The organism is Stenotrophomonas sp. 116085_Sma (genome assembly GCF_056479585.1).
On the sequence record NZ_CM151057.1, the window covers coordinates 3,174,513 to 3,190,488 of the forward strand.

Here is a 15,976-nt window from a genome sequence, read left to right on the forward strand (position 1 = left end):
CATGCTCGACTGCGCTACCTGTAGAGCCGAGCCCACGCTCGGCTTGAATCAAAAGCAGCCGAGCGTGGGCTCGGCTCTACAGAACGCAGAAAACGGGCACTCACCACGGCCGGCGCATGCTCACCGACGCCAGCGCCACGCCGCTGGGATGTGGGTAGGCCTTTTCGCTCACGCTGATGAACCCCTGCCGCTGATAGAACGGCACGGCATTGAGCGAGGCCGACAGCACCACCTCACGCTCACGATCGGCCATTGCCAGCAACCGCTGCATCAGCGCCTGGCCGATGCCCTGGCCGCCACGATCGGGATCAACGAACAACGCATCGACTTCATTGGCATCGACATCGAACACGCCAAAGCCGAGCAGACCGCCCTGCTCGTCCTCGGCCACCACGCAGCCACCCTGCGACAACAGCCGCGCGTACTGCGACGGTGGCGGCGAGGCAGACCAGGGCGCAATGACCTCAGGCGGGTAATGACTGCTGCAGGTCTCCCGCACGCACCGCGTGCGCAGCGCCCACAACATGGCCACGTCATCCATGGTGCCGGTCCTGAACTGCATGACATCTCCTTGTGGAGCCGAGCCCATGCTCGGCTGTTCTTCGTTGCAACATCGCGATGCGTGATCGAGAAGCAGCCGAGCATGGGCTCGGCTCTACAACATCACGTTATCGCGACTTGCTGGCGCGCAGCGCCTGGATCTTCGGCGGCGGCTGGAAGGAATCGCTGCGCGCATCGGCCCAGAACGCATGGAACACGGCGTGGTCCGGCACCTTGTGCAGCAGCTCGCCCGGTTCCAGGTAACGGTACAGCGAGGCCAGCGAGCGGATCTCAACAGGCGAAACCCGACGCAGGATATGTTCCGGGCCCAGTTCCGCCGGGTCATTCAGGCCTGCAGCACACAGCAGCTCCTTCAGCGCATGCAGTGTGTGCTCATGGAAGCTGTACACACGGGTGGCCTTGTCCGGTGCGTCCAGATGCTTCCAGCGCGCCGGGTCCTGGGTGGCGATGCCGGTGGGGCACTTGTCGGTGTGGCAGCTCAGCGACTGGATGCAGCCCAGCGCGAACATGAAGCCACGCCCGGCATTGCACCAGTCGGCACCCAGCGCGATGGTGCGCGCGATGTCGAACGCACTGGTGATCTTGCCGGCCGCACCGATGCGGATGCGCTCGCGCAGGTCGAGGCCCACCAGGGTGTTGTGCACCAGCAGCAGCGCCTCGTGCATCGGCACGCCGACATGGTCGACGAACTCAGCCGGTGCCGCGCCGGTGCCGCCTTCGGCGCCGTCCACCACGATGAAGTCCGGCAGCAGCCCGGTTTCCTGCATGGCCTTGGCGATGCCGAACCACTCCCACGGGTGGCCGATGGCCAGCTTGAAACCAACCGGCTTGCCACCGGACAGCTCGCGCAGGCGGGCGACGAACTGCAACAGCTCCACGGGCGTGGAGAACGCAGAATGACGCGACGGCGACACACAGTCCACGCCCATCGGTACACCGCGCGTCACCGAGATCTCGGCGGTCACCTTCGGCGCTGGCAGCACGCCGCCATGGCCTGGCTTGGCACCCTGCGAGAGCTTGATCTCGATCATCTTGACCTGGTCATGGGTGGCATTGGCAACGAAGCGCTCCTCGCTGAAACCGCCCTTCTCGTCGCGGCAACCGAAGTAGCCCGAGCCGATTTCCCACACCAGGTCACCGCCCATCTCGCGGTGGTAGGGCGAGATCGAACCTTCGCCGGTGTCGTGGTAGAAACCACCGCGCCGCGCGCCTTCGTTCAGTGCGCGGATCGCATTCGCCGACAGTGAACCGAAGCTCATCGCCGAGATGTTGAACACGCTGGCCGAATAGGGCTTGGCACAGTTCGGACCGATCAGCACGCGGAAGTCATGCTTGGCGATGGCGGTCGGTGCCAAGGAATGGTTGATCCACTCGTAGTCCACCGCATAGGTGCTGCGCAGGGTGCCGAACGGTACCGTGTCCATCTCGTTCTTGGAGCGCTGGTAGATCAGCGCGCGCTGCTGGCGCGAGAACGGCACGTCCTCCAGGTCGCTCTGCACGAAGTATTGGCGGATTTCCGGTCCGATCGATTCGAGCCCGTAGCGGAAGTGCGCCATCACCGGATAGTTGCGGCGCAGCGTGCTGCGCTTCTGCAGCAGATCCCAGGTCCCCAATGCCACCATCGCGGCAGTCAGGCCGACGCCCCAATACCAGGCCGGCCATATCGTGGCCAGCCACAGGCATATCGGGAACATCAGGATGGCGAGCAGGTAGACGATATACCGGTGCATGGCTTTCCTCGGTTGCAACTGCTCCCGAGTCTACCGCGCTGCCCGCCGCCCAGGCTTACAGGCGACCGTCAACCACGTTGCGCGGCCAGGCCGATTTCACGTCGTAGACCAGCCCACCCGGTGCCAGCAGGCCCCGGATGGCCGCTTCATCCATGGCCTTGAAGCGGGCATGGGCCACCGCCAGCACCACCGCGTCATAGCCGCCTGGAACCGGCTCGGGCAGCCACTGCACGCCGGCCTCGGCCAGCGCCGCCGGCCCCACCCACGGGTCACTGACTTCCACCTCGGCACCGGCATCGCGCAGTCGCTGGGCCAGTTCCAGCGCGCGACTGTTGCGCAGGTCCGGGCAGTCCTCCTTGAAGGTCACGCCCAGCACCAGGACACGCGACTGCGCGGGTGCGCGGCCACGCTCGGCCAGCATGGCCAGCACCCGCGCGGCGACGTGCTCGCCGACGCGGTTGTTGACCTGGCGTGCGGTGTGGATCAGGTCCGGGTGGTAGCCCACGCTTTCGGATTTGTGCAGCAGGTAATACGGATCCACGCCGATGCAATGGCCCCCTACCAGGCCGGGCCGGAATGGCAGGAAGTTCCACTTGCTGCCCGCCGCATCGAGCACGTCCTGGGTATCGATGCCGAGCCGGTCGAAGATCAGCGCCAGCTCGTTGACCAGCGCGATGTTGACGTCGCGCTGGATGTTCTCGACCACCTTGGCTGCTTCGGCCACGCGCATCGACGGCGCCGGGAAGGTCCCGGCGTCGATGATGCGCTGGTACAGGCCATCAATCACCGCCGCGACCTCGGGCGTCGAGCCGGAGGTGATCTTGCGGATGTCGGCCAGGCGCCGCTGGCGATCGCCAGGGCTGACCCGCTCCGGGCTGTAGCCGCAGTAGAAATCCTCGTTGAAGCGCAGGCCCGAGCCCTGCTCGAGCAGCGGCACGCAGACCTCTTCGGTGGTGCCGGGATACACCGTGGATTCGTAGATCACCAGATCGCCCGTGCGCAGATGGCGGGCGATCAGGCGGCTGGCCGAACGCAATGGCTCCAGGTCGGGCTGCTCGTAGGCATCGATCGGGGTCGGCACGGTGACGATATAGACGTTGCAGGCATCGAGCAGCGAAGGATCGCTGCCGTACTGCAGATGCGTGCCTTCGGCCAGCTCGTCAGCCTCCATCTCCAGCGTGTGATCGCGGCCACCGCGCAGCTCGGCGATGCGGCCGGCATCAATGTCAAAGCCCAGTGTCGGCCAGTGCCGGCCAAACGCCACCGCCAACGGCAGGCCGACGTAACCCAGGCCGATCACAGCGAAACGCGGCGTCACCGCCGCGGCAACGGGCACGCTCATCGGCACATCCCGTGCACCGGGTGAAACCTGATGCGTGCTGCCATGGCTTCGGCCAACCCACTCATTCGCTGTACCACTCCGGAAAACCCGCACCAGGAAGGCTACAGCCTAACGGCCCTGGTACCCCGCCGCCAAGGCGGGCTCAGGAGCCCAGCGCGACCGCAGCGGGTTCCAGCTCGCCATCGGCACCGGTCCAGGCCTGCAGCAGGCGCTCGAAACCTCCACTACCCAGCAGGAAACCCGGCCATGGCGCGTCAACGATCTGGGTCAGCAGGTCCGCATCGATCCGCCGCGTGCCCATCGACCAGCGCGGGAACGCACGCTGCAGTACCGGCGCGCGGCACAACACCCTCATCTGCGCATGGCTGCGTGCATTGGCGATGCGCTGGAACACCGAATCGATGCCATCTTCGGGGCCTTCCAGATACTGCAGGAAGCGGCTGCCGTCGAACATCAGCACACCGGTGACGCCGGCTACACGATTGAAGGCCGTGGCATCGGCCAGCAGGCGATCAAGATCGGTTGTCCGCAGATCGGCGCGGGCCTCACTGGCATAGGCAATCGCGTGCAGCGACATCGGGCGGCTCCCCCCCCGGGAACGATGGTTGCGACTATGACATGAACAGGGAAAACAGTTAAGCACGTCAGCGGCGCGACGCGATCCGGTCGCCGCGCTGCAGGTGGGCTACAATCGGCGCCGCGCTGCAGGCCCGGATGGCGAAACTGGTAGACGCATCGGACTTAAAATCCGTTTTGTCAAGCCCTTTCTGTTTGAGCGACCGGGCCAGACGGTCAACAGTGACAATGGTTTGCAGGCATCCTAGCTATAGCTTCGCAACATGGCTTGGCGGTCAGGAGCCAGCTAGGGGCCAGTAGATGGAGGTAGATTTTTTCGGTGCATTGGGCACTGCGCCCGAGTGGTGAAATCGGTAGACACAAGGGACTTAAACAATTTGAGCCTTCGGGGGGAAACGCCCGAAGTGACGCCCGTCAAAGTCGGCGAAAGCCCTGGATGCTTCGGCACCCGAGCCAACGCCGAGCCAAGCCCAAGCCTACAGTTTGGGAAGGTGTAGAGAGCAGACGGCGGGCACCTACGGCCGCAAGGCTATGGTGAAGGCGTGCTCCAGACCACGAACAGCGCTTGCGCTGGCGGCGAAAGTCGAAGTGGTAAGAAAATCCCTCGACCTAACAGTCGTGCCGGTTCGATTCCGGCCTCGGGCACCATTTGAAGCCACCTCCGCCTACCGCGGAGGTGGCTTTTCTGTATGCGGGCACCACGGTCATTCGCGTGGTGTAATTACTTGTAAAAATCACCTAACGGGGGCTATGTGAAGGTACTGAGTGCAATCACCGGAGGCAACTGGCTGGAACCTCAGATTCCCGCACCCCCTGTTGCGAACGAAGAAACGAGGCCGGACGCAGCAACCCAGGAAGCACGACGTATCGTCTCGGATCTATTCCGATGCAACAACCTCGTTGTGCTTTCGGGGCTTGGAACGTCAATGTGCGTTAGGCCACATCCTGGCGGCGGTGCGCCACCGACGATGAAAGATCTCTGGGATCGAGTCTCCGCCCGAATAGACGGAGGCGCGATTGCAGGAGTGGCCAATTTTCAGCAAGTCTTAACACTAGTCGGATACGCCGGTAGGCCCAATGATATTGAGGCCCTCCTATCTCGCTGCCGACTGGCCGAGAGCTTCCTCATTGATCCTCAGCGCGCACTTGTCAGCTCATTTATTAAGTTGTCGGAACAAGAAATAGCGCAAGCAACAAACTTCATTTGGCCGAACCATGCTTTGCCAGTGCATACCGAATTCCTTCGTCGCGCGGCCAGGCGCACGAATCGCAAGTCCCGCGCGAAGGTATTTACAACGAACTACGATCGATGCTTTGAAGAAGCGGGCAGACAAGGTCGATACGTTGTTATAGATGGTTTCTCGCACACGTCACCGCCGACATTCGACGCGGTTCATTTCACCTACGATATTGTTCGTCGATCGAAAGAAAGTGACACGCAGGACTTTATACCGAATGTATTCCATCTCTATAAATTGCACGGATCTATCGACTGGACGCGCGACGAGACGACGGGCGAAATCTACAAATGGCACGGGACCGACAGGCCGCTGCTGATCTATCCGAGGAATTCGAAGTACGAGCTTGCATTTGAGCAGCCGTACTTAGAGATGATTGCGGCGTTTCAAGCGGCGCTACGTGAGCCGAATACCGGACTGGTGGTGGTTGGCTTTGGATTCAATGACAACCACCTCGCAGAACCGATCATGTCGGCCCTGCGGTCAAATCTGAGCCTAAAGGCCGTGGCTGTGGGGCCTTGGCTTGCGCCCTGGGAACAAGGCGCGCAGAACGGTCCTGGCGAAGCCGAGACGAACAGGTATCTGAAGCGGATAAAGGATTTGGCAAATGCCGGCGACGCGCGTCTCGCGCTAATAAACTGCGGTTTCGAGGACTTCATCTCATATGTTCCAGACTTGGCTGCGGAGTCCGATATGGAGCAACACATTGAACGTCTGCGCCGTACGGAACGTCCATGAGCAAGCTGACAATTGCGCCATTCGATCAGAGCCGCTATGTCGGCACCGTATGTCATGTACGGCCCACCAATGCAGAGGTGAACCTACCGCTGGCCTCTACTCCTACTAGCTCACATTTCGCCGGATTTCCGGTGCCTGGCGGCCAAGTTGGTGAGTTCGTCGTAATAGAAGGCGAGCAACACGCCGTGCTGGGGAGAGTCATTGAAGTTCGGCTGCCTGAACGCGATCGCCTTAGTGTCGAGCCAACTGCGGAACAGATCATTTCGCCGCATCCACTCGGAGTCGTTCAGTTGCTCACGGCGGTCGACCTGGAGACAGGCAGGTCATTGAAGGGAGTGCCGATACATCCGCGTATCGGGCAACATGTATTTTCGGCGCACCCATTGCTTGTGAAGCAAGCGGTGGAGGGAACCGGTCTTGCCGAAGCAAGCAAGGTGCACCTCGCGGTGTTCCCCCATGCGCAGAATACAAGTGTGTCGATCCCACCTGCCCATATCTTTGGCCGTCATTGCGCAGTTCTAGGGACGACAGGCGGCGGGAAAAGCTGGACCTTGGCTCATCTTGTCGAAGAAATCGCTCGACTTGGAGGAAAGGCCATACTCTTCGATGCGACGGGTGAATACGAGGGACAAGCGGCCGGAATAGATCATGTCCATCTTGGCGGACTTCGGGAAGACGCAAGAGATCCGCGCAGATTCGTTAGCTTCCCATATAGTCAGTTCTCTGAAACCGACTTATTTGCGATGTTTCGCCCGAGCGCGAGCGCTCAAGTGCCAAAGCTAAGGGAAGCAATGCGCAGCCTGAAGTTGGCACACCTTTCCCCTGCCATTGCGGTTGATGGGCTGATCAGGAAGGTGGATCAGTCGAAAGTGCCCTTTGAAAACGCTTTACTTCAACATGGTGCGGAACTGGCAAGTATCGGCGCAGACTTCAACATCCAACTGCTTGCTCGCCAAATAGAGGAAGAATGTGTATGGCCCACGAGCAATAGGGGGCAGCGCATGTGGGGTGGCGCCAATGCAAATGAGCTAGGCTTCTGCACCACCTTGATCTCACGAATTTCTTCAGATGTGGACTCCCAGCACCTCGCGTGCGTTTTTCAGCCGCATCGCTTAGACGAACCGCTCACCACTTCAATTGATAGATTCCTCCAGGATGCGACCAAGCGCGTCCTGAGGATCAGCATGGAATTCTTACCATTCGAGCACAATACGAGAGAACTGGTTGCCAACGCAGTCGGTCGTTATCTTCTCCGCTTGGCGCGACAAGGCCGCTTTAGTCGAAATCCTCTCGTTGTTTTGCTCGATGAGGCGCATCAGTTCTTAGATAAAAATATAGGTGATGAATTCTCAAAGACGCCACTTGATGCATTCGGTCTAATCGCCAAAGAGGGGCGAAAATATAGTTTGACCTGCGTTCTCGCAACGCAACGTCCTCGTGATATTCCCGACGATGTGCTTAGTCAGATGGGCATGTTCATCGTGCATAGATTGATAAATGATCGCGACAGAAATGTGGTCGAGAAGGCGTGCGGCAACTTAGACGCTTCGGCAGCCGCCTTCCTGCCGACACTGGGGCAAGGAGAAGCTATTGTTGTCGGGGTCGATTCACCGATGCCCTTGCCCGTGCTCATTCGACGACCGGCAATGCCGCCTCAGTCTAGAGGTGCGGACTACGAGCGGCTTTGGGGCGCGCAGCCAAGGGAGGTATGACGGACATGAACGTGTGCGTGATAGGCAGTGCTAGGGCTTTCCGCGCTTGAACACGCGGTCTCGTGCTATGAACGCTTCCAGCATGTGCGGGATCAGGGTCGTGGCATCGACCGCTTCGCCATAGGTCTGCGCGTGTAGCGCCGCGTAGCGGTCGAGGTCGGCCTTGAGGCTGACCGGGCACGCGAAGGTCAGCTTGATGCTTTCGGTCTTGGGCAGCGGCCCCAGCCGCAGCTTCTTAGTCGTGCTCATCGTGAAGTCCCTCGGTTGAAAAACAGCGGCTGGTACGGCCGCAGCACCAGGTCGCGGTTGACGATGATGCGCACCGGCAGGCCCGGACGCTCGGTCAGCGTCGGCTGGATGTTGAGGTTGCGCCGGGTCATCTCCTGCCCGGCCTGGTTCACGCTGTCCTGCAAGCTGTCGCGTCCGGCGATGATGACGCGATCACCGTTGCGGTTCTCCGGCGCGGCCAGCTCGGCGCCGACGCCCAGCAGCGTCGTCAGCGCCGCGCCGGCAACGATGCGATCCCAATGCCAATCAACGCCATCCTCCAGGCCGGCGTAGCCGGCCGGGTCGGTGCCAGCAAGGTTGTCCAGCGTCAGGGAAGACGTGTCCGGCAGGATGATGCGATTCCACACCACCTGCACGCGGCTTTGCCCGTAGGCGACCTGGCTGTTGTATTTGCCAAAGATGCGCGACCCCTGCGGGATCAGCAGATAGCGGCCGGTCGCGGTGTCGTACACCGGCTCCGTCACTGTGCCAATCACGTCGCCCGGCAAGTCCGACTTGATGCCTGTCACCAGCGCCGCCGCGATCACCGTCCCCGCCATCACCTGATACGGCGAGGTCGGCATTTGCAGGTTGCCGGAATTACGGGTTTGCGTGGTTCCGGCTTTCTGGAACGCCTCTTTCTGGTCTTGCCGGTTCTGCACGGCGGTTGGGTCAGCAGGCTGCGCCGCTGTCGAGGCCGGCCCCACGGCCTGCGGATCGAAGCCCGCCAAGCCAGATGTCGGGCCGGCAGCAGCCACCTGCGCCGGCGCGGTTGCGGCGTGCTGGTTGCTGGAGCGGAAGAACACTGTCGATCCCGCAGCCGCTTCCGCCTCCTTGCGCCGTGCGTCACGCTCGGCCGCGCCGGGGTCTTGGCCGGGCGGCGTGTAGCTGGCCACCGCCGGTTGTGACTTCACGATTGCCGGCCCCAAGTCGCCGGGCAACGGCGGCCCCAGCTCTGGCACCTTGGGCGGTAGCTTGGAGTAATCGGAGGGAAGCTGGTCCAGTCCTTCGGAGCGCGAGACGCGATCGACGTTGTAAAGCTCGGCCGGCTCGTTGCCGCCGCGCCGATGCGCCGGCTGCAGCGACCACATGGTTGCGCTCAGCACGGCGACGCCGAGGCCGCCGGTCAGCAGCGCCAGCGTGCGTCGATTGAGGCGCGTCACCGGGCGCGGCTGCGCACGCAGCGCCACGTTCTCAGGCGCGACCTTTGGCGCAGCGTCGGTGATGGGCACGTCCGGGGTGTCGTCCTGGCTCATGGTCATTTCCCCTTCGTACCGTCCGTGCGCTCGATGCGCACCACGTCGCCCTTGTCGCCGCCCAGGCGCAGTTCGGCTGCGCCGAACAGCCGGTCCACGATGTAGTACGGGGCGCGGAAGCGATAGTTCACCAGTTGCCCATCACCCTGCGCGCCGATGACGAACAGCGGAGGCAGCTCGCCTTGCGCAATGCCAGGAGGGAACTGGATATAGACCTTCTCGCCGTCATCGAAAGCGCGCAGCGGCTTCCAAGGCGGATTGCTGCCGCTGACCGCGTAGCGAAAGCGGATCTTCTCCAGTGATAGGCCAGTATCGACCGGCGCTGCCGCTTGCGCGGCCTGATCCTGACGCTGCAAGGCAAGCATCTGGTCTTTCGGATACTCCCATGACACTGACGCCATCCACGCCTTGTCAGTCGATGTCAGCTCGATCAGGTAGGTGCGCCGGCTGGTGGTGATGACCAGATTCGTCTTGAGGCCCGAGCGGATCGGCTTGACCAACACGCTGACACGCAGCGAGTTGCCGGCGCCGCTGGACGTGTCGCCGACAATCCAGCGCACCGTATCGCCGGCGGCGACCGTCACCAACTCCTCGCCGGGTTGGAGCGAAATCACCGTGACGCGTCCCAGCGCCGCATAGACCTGGTACAGCGCGCCATCGGTGAAGGGCCAGACCTGGATCGCATTGACATAGCCCTCGCGCGTGGGTGCCATGCGCGCTTCGGCGTTCGCACGCGATACGCGCAAGGTTTCGTCGGCAGGTTCCGGCGCTGGCTTGGCCTCATCCGCTTCCGGCAGCGGCTTCATCTGCGCCGGCATCGGCAACACCTTCGGCACCGCCACCACTTCAACAGGCTTCGGCGGTTCGGGCAGCGGTTGTGCCTGCACCGGCTCGTCGAGAGAAATGCGCGGTGGTGGCTTGCCCTGCGAGGCGCAGCCCGACAGGGCCGCCAAGGTCAGCACGAAAGCGTAAAAGCGGAAAGACTGGTTCATGGCTTGGCTCCTTCGGACGCATCGAGTTCACGGCTCCACGACAGGCCGTTGACGTAGATACCCAGCGGGTTCTTGCGCAGGCGTTGCTCGGTGCGCGGGGTTTGCAGGACGATGGAGACCACGGCGTTCCAGCGTTCGGCACCGGCCGGCGCGCCGTTGACGAATCGCTGCTCGGTCCAGCGCACGTTGAACGACGAGTCGCTGGCACGAACGACGCTGGTGATCTGCACCGTCACCGACTCCTTGCCGACGCGCGCGAACGGATCGTTCGTGCGCGCGTAGTCGTTGAGCACGGCCGCGCCTCGGTCGGTGGTGTAGTCGTAGGCGTCGAGCCAGTTCTGCCGCACCACGATCGGGTCGATGGACAGCGAGCGAACCAGCGTGATGAAGTGCGCGAGGTGGTAGGCGATCTGCGCATCGGCCGGCCGGTACGGCGTGGCGGCTTCGCCGACCGCGCGCACCTGACCGGACTTGTCCACCTCTACCACATAGGGCGTCACGATGGATTGCGCCGAACGCCACACTAGGCCGCCGGCCATCAGCAGCGCGAGCACGAGGCAACCGAAGGCCATCAGCCGCCAGTTCTTCGCCTGCACGCGGGCTGAGCCGATGCGCTCGTCCCACGCCTGCGCGGCGGATTGATACGGAGTGGCAGGCTGCGGCGTATCGGCATAGCGCACCTGCGGTCGCTTGAATCGCATAGGTCGTTCTCCTCAAGAATCGGAATCGCCCAGGCTTGGGCCTTGCGCCGAGCCACCGCCGTCTCCGCCGCGCAGCGTGTGCGCGGCGGTGGTCGCGGCATGGGCGATCTGCTGGCGACGATGCAGGCGCTTGGCCCAAGCAGGTTGCTTTTGATCGGCAGCAGCCGAGGACGGGCCGGTTTCGGATGCGCTCGCTTTGGCAGACCCGCCAGCAGCCGTGCCGCCCTCGCCACGGAATGCACCGGCAACTCGCTCGCCGAATGCGCGTGCGCCGGCGGCGACTTTCTGCCCGGCAGCCTGTGCGCCAGTCCTTGCGACGTTGCCTACACCGGCGGCAGCGCCCTTTAAGCCACCGCCCGCAGCAGCGGAACCGGCCTGGAACGCCGACCGCGCGCTGCTGGCAGTTGAGGCGGCGGCACGCGCGCCGCTACCAATCGCGCCAGCGGCGGCGGGTGCCATGCGCGCCCCGGCCGCGACCGCACCACCGACGCCGGTGGCCGCTGCACCGATGGCAACGGCGGTTCCCGCCGCGCCCAAGGCCGCACCAGCCATCGCACCAGCGCCGAGTTGTGGGCCGCCAGAAATCAACCCTGTGGCGATGCCCGGCCCGAAGATGCCGAGCGCCAGCATGGCGAGCGAGGCCAGCATCACGACCAGCGCGTGGTCGATAGAAGGTTCGTCGGGCGTAACCTGGAACTCGGCGAACAAGCCCGTGCCAATGCCGACAATGACCGCCAGCACCAATACCTTGATGCCCGACGACACGACGTTGCCCAAGACCTTCTCCGCGAGGAACGCAGTCTTGTTCCAGAGCGCGAACGGCACCAGCACGAAGCCGGCGAGCGTGGTCAACTTGAACTCGATCAGCGTGATGAAAAGCTGCACCGCCAGCACGAAGAAGCAGACGATGACGGTGAACCACGCGAGGAACATCACGACGATGGGCGTGATGTTGATGAACACCTCGGGGAAGCCGGCCATTTCGCTGATCTGGTCGAGGATCGGCGCCGCCGCGTCGATGCCGGTCTTGGCGAGATGCCCCGGTTGCAGGAACGTCTCCATGCTCACGGCCGAGCCAGTGGCCGTCAGGCCCAGGCCGGCGAACGAGCGGAACACGATGCCGGCCAGCATGTTGAAGTTGCCGATGATGTAGGCGAAGGCGCCGACGTAGAGCACCTTGCGGATGAGCTTCGCCATCACGTCTTCGCCCTGGCCGGTGGCGTGACCGAGCGCCCAATACAGCCCGGCAAGCGTCATGTCGATCGCCACCAACGTTGCGGTCAGGAACGCAACCTCGCCACGCAGCAGGCCGAAGCCGGAGTCGATGTAGTTGGAAAAGACGTTGAGGAAATGGTCGATGATTGAGACGTCGTTCATGGCTCTACCTCCAACGGCGCGTCTGGCCCGTCGAAGCTGGCCGGGATCGGCGGCAGGTCGGCCAGCGTTTGGTATTCATCGGGCCCGGCGCGCCCGGAGAGGAAGCGGCGCAGGTCGGCTTGTGCGACCTGCGCGCAGAACGCGCCGTCATGCTCGCCACGCCGGCACTGCGCAAGCAGCGTGTGCAGCCGTGTTGGGTCGGTGGCCAGCGCATCGACCGACAGCGCGTATGGCCGGTCGCAGCCAGCTAGCAGGCACGTGATGGCGAACAGGACGGACGCGCGTTTCATGGCTATGCCCGTCAGTTGCCGTAGAAGGTCACGGGCTGCGGCGTGTACGCCGTGCCGGTGCCGAGGAAGCGCCGCGTCACCTCGCGGCCGCGCTCGACGGCGGCGGCCTGACGTGCCAGTTCCAGCGACGTGGCGCGCCCCTGCGTAAGCTGAAGCTGCTGCGTCTGGATGGACTGCTTGGCCTGCAAGGCGAGAAGCTGATTCGTCGCTTGCATGGCCTGCAAGGCGCCCGTGGCCGACTGGCTCTGACCGACCAGATCGGTCAACGTGCTCTCGTCTGCGATCACGTTCTGCGACACCTGCGCCTGCATCCGCATCGAGGTCTGCAAGCCTTCGAGCGTGTTCTGCCAACGCTGATGCGCGTCCTGGTACATCTGGTTGCCGCTGACGGTGGCGGCGTACTGCTCCGGGTACAGGCGCGCGAACTGTTGATCCATGCTCTGCACCTGGAACGCCAACCCTTGCGCCTGCGCGATGAGCTGCTGGGTGGTCGCCAGGTTCGTGCGCAACTGGCTGACCACGTTGAACGGCAGACTCTCCAGGTTGCGCGCTTGATTTATCAGCGACTGCGCTTGATTCTGGAGTTGCCTGACCTGGTTGTTGATCTGCTCCAGCGTGCGCGCGGCGGTCATCGTGTTCTGCACGAGGTTGGTCGCGTCGATGACGGCCCATTGCGCGTGCGCAGCAGGCATGACGCCGACGAACGCAGCGACAGCGAGGGCGAGAAGGCGAATCTTCATGGCGAAATCTCCTGTGGTTGTGAAGCAAGGAAGGTCGCGGCGGATGGCGCGGACGGCAGCAGGTTGGCCGCCCAATCGAGGCCGCGGTGGCGCAGCCAGGCGCCGGCGAAGCCCGGTGCTCCGGCGTCGTTCAGCACGCGGTCGATGGCGCGTTGGTCTTGGGGTGTCGAAGCGCCCGCGAACGCGAGCGCAACCGGCCCCAGGTCGAGGTCGAACAGGCGATTGCCTGCGCGGGATTGGTAGTAGTAGTCGCGCTTGGGCTGCGCGGTGGCGACGATCTCGATCTGTCGGCTGTTGAGGCCGAAGCCTTCGTAGATCGTGCGAATCTGCGGCTCGGTGGCCTGCGGGTTAGGGAGGAAGATGCGGCTGGCGCAACTCTCGATGATCGCGGGCGCGATGCTCGAATCCTTGATGTCGGCGAGCGACTGCGTGGCGAAGATGACGCTGACGTTCTTCTTGCGCAGCGTCTTGAGCCACTGGCGGATGCGCGCTGCAAACACCGGGTCATCCAGGAACAGCCAGGACTCGTCGAGGATCAGCAGCGTCGGTGCGCCGTCGAAACGCTCCTCGAAGCGCGCGAACAGATAGCCCAGCACGGCCAGCACTGCGGCCTTGCTGTGCATCAGTTCTTCCATCTCGAAGCACTGCACGTCGGCCGCACCCAGCCGGTCGTGATCGGCGTCGAGCAGCTTGCCGTGCGCACCGCCGAGCACATACGGCGCAAGCGCCTGGCGAAGCGCGTTCGACTGCAACAGTACCGACAGGCCCGTGAGCGTGCGCTGTTCGACCGGCGCGCCGGCAAGGCTGCCGAGCGCCGACCAAATGGCCGCCTTCTCGTCGGGGCCGACGGCGACGCCTTCATGTTGCAGGCGACCTTCAACCCATTCGGCGGCCCAGGTACGGTAGCTCTCTTGGTCGATACGCGCGAGTGGCTGGAACGCGATCGCGCCATCGGCACCCAGGTCATAGTGTTCGCCGCCCAGGCCCAGCGCGGTCGCCCGCATCGAGCGTCCCATGTCGAAGGCGAAGATGCGCGAGCCGGGGTAGCGCCGGAACTGCATCGCCAGCGTGGCGAGCAGGACGGACTTGCCCATGCCGGTCGGGCCGGCGATCAGCGTGTGTCCCACGTCGCCGATGTGCGTCACCAGCCGAAACGGCGTGGCGCCTTCGGTGCGCGTGACGATCAGCGGCGGGCCGTCGAGGTGGTCGTTCTTCTCCGGTCCGGCCCACACCGCCGATACCGGCATCAGGTGCGCGAGGTTCAGCGTCGAGACAATGGGCTGGCGCACGTTGGCGTAGGTATTGCCCGGCACCGACGACAGCCACGCCTCCACGGAATTGAGGGTTTCGGGAATGGTTACGAAGCCCCGACCCTGAATCACGCGCTCCACCATGCGCAGTTTCTCGTCGGCCGTGTCGGCATCGGCATCGAGCACCGTCACGGTCGCCGTGACGTAGCCGAAGGCGACTTGATCGCTGCCCAGCTCCTGCAGGGCCGCATCGGCGTCGGCCGCCTTGTTGCTCGCATCGGTATCGACCAGCGGGCTCTCTTGCTGGAAGATCGTCTCGCGCAGCAGCGCCAGGACGTTCTTGCGCTTGGCGAACCACTGGCGCCGCAGGCGGGCCAGTTCCTTCTCGGCCTCTGCCTTATCCATGCAGAGAAAGCGCGTGCTCCCGCGATACGCGAAACCGAGCCGGTTGAGGTCGTCCAGAATCCCCGGCCAGGTCGAGGTCGGAAAGCCGCGCACCGTCACGACACGCAGGTGCGCATCTCCAAGCATCGGCGCGAGGCCGCCGATCAGCGGCGCGTCCGCCAGCAATGCGTCGAGGTGGAACGGCACGTCCGGCACGCCGATGCGGTAGCGCCGCGTCGAGACAGTCGCGTGCAGGTAAGTGAGTGTTTCGGCGTCGTCGAGCCAGTCGATTTCGGGCATCACGCCATCGACCAGGTCGAAGATGCGCCCGGTTTCCGCGACGAATGCAGTCAGGCGTTCGCGCCAATCCACACCCGCGCTTGGCGTGTTCTCGTACAGCAGCTTGGCAGCACGAGCCCGAGATTCCTCTGGCGGCAGGTATTGCAGCGTGAGGTGGTAGCCGCTCTCGAAGTGGTGGCCGGATTCCTCGAAGGTTGCGCGCCGTTCCTCGTCCACCAGCCATGACAGCGGCTCGGGGAAATCCGAATGCGGATAGTCCGCTGCCGGCCGGCGCTCGGCTTCGACGAAGAGCGCCCATCCGACACCGAGACGGCGCAGCGCATTGTTCAAGCGCGCGGTCGTGGCGACCAGCTCGCCTTGTGTCGCGCTATCGAGGTCAGGCCCGCGAAAACGTGCAGTGCGCTGAAAGCTGCCATCCTTGTTCAGCACGACGCCGGGCGCGACCAGCCCGGCCCACGGCAGCCAATCGGCGAGCAAAGCCGGACGCTGGCGGTATTCGGCGAGGTTGAGCATCGTGGCGTC

At 63.7% G+C, this 15,976-nt stretch carries 14 protein-coding genes and 1 tRNA gene; 3 read left to right on the top strand and 12 right to left on the bottom strand.

The window, feature by feature from the left end; genetic code table 11:
• Positions 1-100: 100 nt before the first annotated feature.
• The 4 genes from ACZK0Z_RS14850 to ACZK0Z_RS14865 form a co-directional block, all read right to left on the bottom strand.
• A complete protein-coding gene (locus ACZK0Z_RS14850) occupies positions 101-562 on the bottom strand; it encodes a GNAT family N-acetyltransferase (RefSeq protein WP_049430650.1) in 462 nt (153 codons plus the stop codon).
• A 106-nt stretch (positions 563-668) separates the two neighbouring features.
• On the bottom strand, positions 669-2,291 hold the full coding sequence (locus ACZK0Z_RS14855) for an FMN-binding glutamate synthase family protein (RefSeq protein ID WP_106548966.1): 1,623 nt from the start codon (positions 2,289-2,291) through the stop codon (positions 669-671).
• A 55-nt stretch (positions 2,292-2,346) separates the two neighbouring features.
• Positions 2,347-3,633, bottom strand: a complete 1,287-nt coding sequence (locus tag ACZK0Z_RS14860; RefSeq protein WP_197633439.1) for a nucleotide sugar dehydrogenase — start codon at positions 3,631-3,633, stop codon at positions 2,347-2,349.
• Positions 3,634-3,775: 142 nt separating this feature from the next.
• Positions 3,776-4,210 carry a BLUF domain-containing protein gene (locus ACZK0Z_RS14865; protein ID WP_049430643.1) on the bottom strand — a complete coding sequence of 145 codons (435 nt, stop codon included), beginning with the start codon at positions 4,208-4,210 and terminating at the stop codon, positions 3,776-3,778.
• 130 nt (positions 4,211-4,340) lie between these two features.
• On the opposite strand from ACZK0Z_RS14865, the gene ACZK0Z_RS14870 reads away from it, so the two are divergent.
• The 3 genes from ACZK0Z_RS14870 (at position 4,341) to ACZK0Z_RS14880 (ending at position 7,897) form a co-directional block, all read left to right on the top strand.
• Positions 4,341-4,420, top strand: a tRNA-Leu gene (locus tag ACZK0Z_RS14870).
• Positions 4,421-5,177: 757 nt separating this feature from the next.
• Positions 5,178-6,185, top strand: coding sequence for an SIR2 family protein (locus ACZK0Z_RS14875; RefSeq protein WP_232246121.1), 1,008 nt, complete (start codon positions 5,178-5,180; stop codon positions 6,183-6,185).
• Positions 6,182-7,897, top strand: a complete 1,716-nt coding sequence (locus ACZK0Z_RS14880; RefSeq protein WP_197633436.1) for a helicase HerA-like domain-containing protein — start codon at positions 6,182-6,184, stop codon at positions 7,895-7,897. Before ACZK0Z_RS14875 ends, ACZK0Z_RS14880 begins: the two co-directional genes overlap by 4 nt.
• A 30-nt stretch (positions 7,898-7,927) precedes the next feature.
• Here the strand turns inward: ACZK0Z_RS14880 and ACZK0Z_RS14885 are convergent, their stop codons facing one another.
• The 8 genes from ACZK0Z_RS14885 to trbE are packed head-to-tail and all read right to left on the bottom strand — an operon-like array spanning position 7,928 to position 15,967.
• A complete protein-coding gene (locus ACZK0Z_RS14885; protein WP_197633434.1) occupies positions 7,928-8,146 on the bottom strand; it encodes a DUF2274 domain-containing protein in 219 nt (72 codons plus the stop codon).
• Positions 8,143-9,420: a TraB/TrbI/VirB10 family type IV secretion system protein gene (locus ACZK0Z_RS14890; RefSeq protein ID WP_197633432.1), complete on the bottom strand. Its 1,278-nt coding sequence runs from the start codon at positions 9,418-9,420 to the stop codon at positions 8,143-8,145. Before ACZK0Z_RS14890 ends, ACZK0Z_RS14885 begins: the two co-directional genes overlap by 4 nt.
• A 2-nt stretch (positions 9,421-9,422) precedes the next feature.
• Positions 9,423-10,412 (bottom strand): P-type conjugative transfer protein TrbG, encoded by a 990-nt coding sequence (trbG, locus tag ACZK0Z_RS14895; protein ID WP_197633430.1) that lies wholly within the window; start codon positions 10,410-10,412, stop codon positions 9,423-9,425.
• A complete protein-coding gene (gene trbF / locus ACZK0Z_RS14900; protein WP_005413072.1) occupies positions 10,409-11,113 on the bottom strand; it encodes a conjugal transfer protein TrbF in 705 nt (234 codons plus the stop codon). The genes trbG and trbF overlap by 4 nt, the downstream gene beginning before the upstream one ends.
• A 12-nt stretch (positions 11,114-11,125) precedes the next feature.
• The gene (gene trbL, locus ACZK0Z_RS14905; protein ID WP_458998365.1) at positions 11,126-12,490 is read right to left on the bottom strand and encodes a P-type conjugative transfer protein TrbL; all 1,365 of its coding nucleotides are present in this window, start codon (positions 12,488-12,490) and stop codon (positions 11,126-11,128) included.
• A complete protein-coding gene (locus tag ACZK0Z_RS14910) occupies positions 12,487-12,780 on the bottom strand; it encodes a hypothetical protein (protein ID WP_197633427.1) in 294 nt (97 codons plus the stop codon). Before ACZK0Z_RS14910 ends, trbL begins: the two co-directional genes overlap by 4 nt.
• An 11-nt stretch (positions 12,781-12,791) precedes the next feature.
• Positions 12,792-13,520 carry a P-type conjugative transfer protein TrbJ gene (gene trbJ / locus ACZK0Z_RS14915; protein ID WP_060121223.1) on the bottom strand — a complete coding sequence of 243 codons (729 nt, stop codon included), beginning with the start codon at positions 13,518-13,520 and terminating at the stop codon, positions 12,792-12,794.
• A complete protein-coding gene (trbE, locus tag ACZK0Z_RS14920) occupies positions 13,517-15,967 on the bottom strand; it encodes a conjugal transfer protein TrbE (RefSeq protein WP_197633425.1) in 2,451 nt (816 codons plus the stop codon). The genes trbJ and trbE overlap by 4 nt, the downstream gene beginning before the upstream one ends.
• Positions 15,968-15,976 lie beyond the last annotated feature (9 nt).